Origin of the sequence: Glycomyces dulcitolivorans, assembly GCF_003265355.1 — a bacterium.
In the GTDB taxonomy this organism is placed as follows: Bacteria; Actinomycetota; Actinomycetes; order Mycobacteriales; family Micromonosporaceae; genus Glycomyces; species Glycomyces dulcitolivorans.
On sequence record NZ_QFRW01000069.1, the window covers coordinates 1 to 5,461 of the forward strand.

The following is a 5,461-nucleotide window of genomic DNA, read 5'->3' on the forward strand; positions in this document are numbered from 1 at the left end:
CGGCGTCGCGGCCGCCGATCGCGCGCGTGGTCCCGGCGGCGGCCTTCGCGAGGCGCCAGGCGATGAGGACGGTGAGCGCGAGCGGGGGGACGCTCAGGTGGATCGGTCCGATGTCGACGGGCACGCCGTGCCCGGAGAGCCACGCGGTCCCGGCCGCGGCGGCGACCACGGACACCGGGCCCTGCGCGCCGGCCTGCCACCAGCCGAGGATGACGCACACCAGGATCGGCGTGAACACGACTGTGGCGCACCAGATCGTGGTCGCCAGCGCGGACGCCAGGAGCGCGCGCGGGCGCTTGGGCCGGGGCCGGGCGCCGGTGTCGAGGACTTCGGTCTCGCGTTCGGAGTCGCGTTGCCGCGGAGCGGAACCGTCGATGCGCACGGTGTCGCGCTGCGCGGACCCTGAGCTGCCAGGGCGTCGGTTCGGTCGTCGCTCCACGCCGACCAGTCTGTCACAAGGGGGCACGCCGAGCACGGTTCCCATGACGGGCGGCCGAATGCGAGGATGGGTCCGGGATGTCCGGCCACGGGGGTCGGCGTTGAGGAGGCAGCAGATGGAAGGTCCGGGCGACTTCTACGCCAAGGTGGACGTCGAGGAGGTCGTGGACGGTGACACGTTCCGCGCCTTCATCGACGGCGAGAAGATCCGGGTGCGGATCATGGGCATCAACTCCCCCGAGTCCGGCGGGTTCCGCGAGGAGGAGGACTGGGGCGCGGAGGCGAAGGTCTACGCGAAGAGCAAGCTCGAAGGCCGCACCGTAACCCTGTTCACCGACCCCGGCGACGAGACGCACGACCAGTACGACCGGCTGCTCGCCCACGTGGTCATGGAGAACGGCATGAACTACGCGGTCCTCGCAGTCGCCGAAGGCATGGCCCACTCCTACATCCTGGGGCACCAGGAGCTGACCATCGGCGACACGCTGCGCAAGGCCGAGCGCCTGGCGAAGGGCGAGCGGCGCGGGATGTGGAAGTCGCTGGGGGCGGACGAATAGCCCCGGAGGGGCTTTTCCACCGCGGTACCATCGCCAGGCGAAGGAGGCACTCCGATGACCATTGACCAGCCTGCTCGCCGTCGGCGCGTGACGGTCGCCGAGCTCCGCGCGCACCGCGCGGAGCTGGCGCGCATCGGCGAGCGCTACGGCATCAGCAACATCCGCGTGTTCGGTTCGGTCGCGCGCGACGAAGCCGACAGCGACAGCGACCTGGACCTGTTGGTGGACGTCGCCCCTGGACACGGCTACTTCGACATGGCCGGGTTCGCCCTCGATGTCGAGCAGCTGCTTGGCGTGTACACCGAGGTCTCGACGGTCCCCGGGCTGAAGGCGCGCATCCGCGACCGGATCGCGGCCGAGGCGATCCGGCTGTGAGGGACGACGGCGAGCGGCTCGCGGACATCCTCGACGCCGCCGAGAAGATCCGCCGGAAAGTCACCGAGGGACGCGAAGCGTTCGACGCCGACGAGTACGCGCAGTTGGCGATCGTCCACCTGGTCCAGATCATCGGCGAAGCCGCGAACCGGCTGTCGCCGGAGCTGACCGGAGCGCACCCCGAGATCCCGTGGCGGCAGATCGTCGCCACCCGGAACCGCGTGGTGCACAGCTACTTCGATGTCGACATCGAGCTGCTGTGGAGCGTCGCGTCCGTCGACATTCCGAAGCTCGAAGAGCAGCTGCGCGCGTTCTAGACACGGAGGACGTGGCGCGCTGCTAGAGCGCGGAGGCGGTCTGGGCGTCGGTCTCGTCTTGTCTGGGTTCGCGGCCGTACAGCCACGGCTGGACGGCCGCGGCGAGGATGCCGCCGACGAGCGGCGCGACGATGAAGACCCACACGTGCTCCAGCGGGACGCCACCGGCGAACAGGGCCGGGCCGAGCGAGCGGGCCGGGTTGACCGAGGTGCCGGTCAGCGGGATGCCGACGAGGTGGATGATCGCGAGCACCAGGCCGATGGCGGCGCCGGCGACGGGCGTGGCGCCCTTCTTGCTGGTGACGGCGAGGACGGTGAAGACGAGCAGGAACGTCAGGAACACCTCGATGACGATCGCGCCGGTGAGGTTGACGGAGCCGCCGTAGTTGTTGGCGCCCAGGGAACCGGTCTGGTCGACGACGTCGCCGGCGGTGGTCATGAACTTGAGCATCGCGGCGCCGAGGATGCCGCCGACGAACTGGGCGATCCAGTAGCCGACGGCGGTGCCGATGTCGACGCGGCCGGTCAGGAGCGCGCCGAGCGTGACGGCGGGGTTGACGTGGCAGCCGGAGATGGGGCCGACGGCGTAGGCGAGTGCGAAGAGCACGAGGCCGAAGGCGAAGGCGACGCCGGTGAAGCCGATCGCGTTGATGCCGTACACCGCCGAGCCGACGGCGAAGAAGACCAGGCAGAAGGTGCCGACCAGCTCGGCCCAGATCGCGCGCATGACGTCCCCCTCGGAAACCGTTTCCTACGTCTGTTCCAGAGAGGATGGCAGGATCTGCGGTCCTTTGTGAGCGTTTCGCGGTATTCGGAACCTGTTCAGGCGCGTTCGAGGTAGTGGAGGACGGCGGCGACGCGGCGGTCGGTCTGGTCGTCGGGGGCGAGGCCGAACTTGAGGAAGATGTTGCGGATGTGCTTGTGGACGGCGTTCTCGGTGATGAACAGCCGCTGCGCGATCGCGCCGTTCCCGAGGCCCTCGGCCATGACCGACAGGACCTCCTTCTCGCGGGGGGTGAGGCGTTCGACGGGGTCGTCGGCGCGGCGCTGCGCGAACAGCTGGGCGACGACCTCGGGGTCGATGGCGGTGCCGCCGCCCGCGACGCGGTGCAGCGCCTCGACGAACGCGTCGACGCGGCCGACGCGCTCTTTCAGCAGGTAGCCGACGCTGCGGGCGCCGTCGGCGAGGAGGTCGGTGGCGAAGGACTGCTCCACATAGGCGGAGAGGACGAGGACCGCGAGGCCCGGGTGGGCGCGGCGGGCGGCGACGGCGGCCTTGATGCCCTCGTCGGTGTGGGTGGGCGGCATGCGGACGTCGACGACGGCGATGTCGGGGCGGTGCTCCTCGACGGCGGCGAGGAACGCGGCCGGGTCGCCCACGGAGGCGACGACCTCGAACCCCTCCCCTTGCAGCACCAGGTTGAGGCCCTCCCGCAGGAGGGTGTCGTCCTCGGCGATCACGATCCGCACGGCAGCTCCACTCTGATCTCGGTCGGCCCGCCGGGCGGGCTGTTCACCGTGGTAGTCCCGTCGAGGGCCTCGACGCGGCGGGTGATGCCGGCGAGGCCGGACCCGGCGCCGGGGTCGGCGCCCCCGCGGCCGTCGTCGGTCACGGTCACGGTGAGCGTATTCCCCCGCCGCCGCACCTCCACCGACGCGTTCTTGGCGCGGGAGTGCTTGGCCACGTTGGTGAGGGACTCGGCGACGACGAAGTAGGCGGTGGCCTCGACGCTCGCGGGGCACCGGCCCGGCACGTCGACGTCCACGGTGCAGGGGACGGCGCAGTCGGAGGCGAGCGCGTTGAGCGCGCCGGCGAGGCCGCGGTCTTCGAGGACGGGCGGGAGGATTGAGCGGACGACCGCGCGCAGTTCGGCGAGCGCGCCCTCGACGGTGTCCTGGGCGCGGCCGAGGATGTCGACGGCCTTGTCGGGGTCGCGGGGGATCTCGCGCTTGGCGGCGCCGACGAGGACGGCGACGGCGACGATCCGGTTCTGGGCGCCGTCGTGCAGGGCCCGTTCGATGCGGCGCAGTTCGACGGCGTGCGCGTCGAGGGCGGCCGCGCGGGTCGCGGTGAGGCGGGCGACGCGCTCGGACAGGTCGATGTCGGGGTCGGGCCCGAGGTAGTGGACGCCGGGGCGGCCCTGGAGGTCGAGGAGCTTGGGGCCGAACAGGATCCAGAGGGCGAAGATCGCGATGCCGGTGGCGAGTCCGAGGGTCGCGGTGCCGAGCGAGTCGGCGTCGATGAAGCCGTTGAGGATCTGCTGCTCGGACTCGGGCACGAACGTCCACCACAGCGGGTAGGTGGCGTCGCGGACGGCGATGAACGGCATCTGGAGGAGGGTCGCGCCGATGATGAGGCCCCACGTGCCGTGGAGGAACACCCACATGAGGTCGCGGCGCGCGGACGGGTCGGCGCGCAGTTCGCGCAGGCTGCGCGGCGGGTCGGCGTCGGGGCCCGCGTACGGGGACTCGATCTCGTGGCCGAGGCGCCGGAGGCGGCGGCGTTCGAGCCCGGTGAGGAGGCGCACCCACTGCATCGCGGGGTGCACGACGAACCTGCCGAGGCCCAGGACCGAGAGCAGGCCGGTGAACAGCAGCATCGGGATGGTGTAGACCGCGAGGATGCCGAACCCGGCGCCGATCGCGCCCCATCCGGAGGCGCGCAGCGACGCGAGGAGCAGCGAGCCGAGGCCGGCCTTGTCGTCGCCTTCGGGGCGCAGCTGGACGTCGAACCACGCCCTGACGCGATCCCGCCTGCGAACTGCCATTCCATCCTCCAAAGGTCCGCTAGGAAACGTACCTGCGAACCCCGGCATCGTCGCTACAGCCAGCTGTACCCGGCCGCGAGCGCGCGCACTACAGCTGGCTGTACCCGTCCGGTTGAGGCTGTCCCCACCTCATTTCCGGCAGCTGACCGCATTGGAACGGGACGCCGATCGCCATAGCGTGCAGTCATACCAGGAAACCCGGAGGCACACCCGATGACCACTGTCCTCGCCGCTCCCCCCAGACCCGCGACCACCGCTCCGGCGCTGGCGCTGCGCGAGATCTCCAAGACCTACGACGGGGCCCACACCGTCCTCGACCGCATCAGCCTCGACGTCCCCGGCGGCGCGTTCATCGCCGTCATGGGCGCGGCCGGCTCGGGCAAGTCCACGCTCGTGCACTGCGCCGCAGGGCTCGACGACCCCACCGGCGGGGAGGTCCGTATCGCCGACCGGCGCGTCAACGGCCTCGGCGAGGCGAAGCGGACCCTGCTGCGGCAGGGACGGATCGGCTTCGTGTTCCAGTCCTACAACCTGCTGCCCTCGCTCACGATCGAGGAGAACCTGGCGCTGCCGCTGCGCCTCGCCGGGGCCGAGGACGACCGCGACTGGCTCCGCCACCTCGCCGAGCGGACCGGCATCGCCCGGTTCCTCGCGCGGCGCCCCGCCGAGCTCGCGCCGGTGCTCCAGCAGCGGGCCGCGGTCGCGCGGGCCTTCGCGTCCCGGCCCGACCTCGTCGTCGCCGACGAGCCGACCGGCGCACTGGAACCGTACGAGGCCGCCGAGATCCTCGACCTCATGCGGGAACTGGTCGACGAGTGGGCGCCCGGGCTCCTCATGGTCACGCGCGATGCGGCCTCGGCCTCGCGGGCGCACGCGACGTTCGCGCTCGAAGGGGCGCGGCTGCGGCCCGTCCTCACGACTTCTCTTCTTTGATTCCGGGGGAAGAACAGTCGGGCCCGCCGTCCGGGGGGACGGCGGGCCCGACTGCGCGGGTGTGCTGTGGAGT

General features: G+C 71.5%; 8 protein-coding genes. 4 read left to right on the forward strand and 4 right to left on the reverse strand.

Going from position 1 to position 5,461, the window contains the following annotated elements; translation table 11 throughout:
- A partial coding sequence (locus DI269_RS26795) for a cell division protein PerM (RefSeq protein ID WP_198667177.1) occupies nucleotides 1-439 on the reverse strand: 439 nt, incomplete at its 3' end.
- Nucleotides 440-554: 115 nt separating this feature from the next.
- Between DI269_RS26795 and DI269_RS26800 the strand changes: the two genes are divergently transcribed.
- The 3 genes from DI269_RS26800 to DI269_RS05405 are packed head-to-tail and all read left to right on the forward strand — an operon-like array spanning nucleotide 555 to nucleotide 1,687.
- On the forward strand, nucleotides 555-995 hold the full coding sequence (locus DI269_RS26800) for a thermonuclease family protein (protein WP_157974777.1): 441 nt from the start codon (nucleotides 555-557) through the stop codon (nucleotides 993-995).
- Between the two features lie 54 nt (nucleotides 996-1,049).
- The gene (locus tag DI269_RS05400) at nucleotides 1,050-1,370 is read left to right on the forward strand and encodes a nucleotidyltransferase family protein (protein ID WP_112134093.1); all 321 of its coding nucleotides are present in this window, start codon (nucleotides 1,050-1,052) and stop codon (nucleotides 1,368-1,370) included.
- Nucleotides 1,367-1,687 carry a HepT-like ribonuclease domain-containing protein gene (locus DI269_RS05405; RefSeq protein WP_112134094.1) on the forward strand — a complete coding sequence of 107 codons (321 nt, stop codon included), beginning with the start codon at nucleotides 1,367-1,369 and terminating at the stop codon, nucleotides 1,685-1,687. The genes DI269_RS05400 and DI269_RS05405 overlap by 4 nt, the downstream gene beginning before the upstream one ends.
- 22 nt (nucleotides 1,688-1,709) lie before the next feature.
- Here DI269_RS05405 and DI269_RS05410 read toward each other — a convergent pair whose 3' ends face one another.
- The 3 genes from DI269_RS05410 to DI269_RS05420 form a co-directional block, all read right to left on the reverse strand.
- Complete coding sequence (locus tag DI269_RS05410) at nucleotides 1,710-2,414, reverse strand: MIP family channel protein (RefSeq protein WP_112134095.1); 705 nt, start codon at nucleotides 2,412-2,414, stop codon at nucleotides 1,710-1,712.
- Nucleotides 2,415-2,509: 95 nt separating this feature from the next.
- On the reverse strand, nucleotides 2,510-3,157 hold the full coding sequence (locus tag DI269_RS05415; protein WP_112134096.1) for a response regulator transcription factor: 648 nt from the start codon (nucleotides 3,155-3,157) through the stop codon (nucleotides 2,510-2,512).
- Nucleotides 3,145-4,455 carry a sensor histidine kinase gene (locus tag DI269_RS05420; protein ID WP_112134097.1) on the reverse strand — a complete coding sequence of 437 codons (1,311 nt, stop codon included), beginning with the start codon at nucleotides 4,453-4,455 and terminating at the stop codon, nucleotides 3,145-3,147. The genes DI269_RS05415 and DI269_RS05420 overlap by 13 nt, the downstream gene beginning before the upstream one ends.
- 213 nt (nucleotides 4,456-4,668) lie before the next feature.
- Here DI269_RS05420 and DI269_RS05425 point away from each other — a divergent pair, with 213 nt between their 5' ends.
- The gene (locus DI269_RS05425) at nucleotides 4,669-5,388 is read left to right on the forward strand and encodes an ABC transporter ATP-binding protein (protein WP_112134098.1); all 720 of its coding nucleotides are present in this window, start codon (nucleotides 4,669-4,671) and stop codon (nucleotides 5,386-5,388) included.
- Nucleotides 5,389-5,461 lie beyond the last annotated feature (73 nt).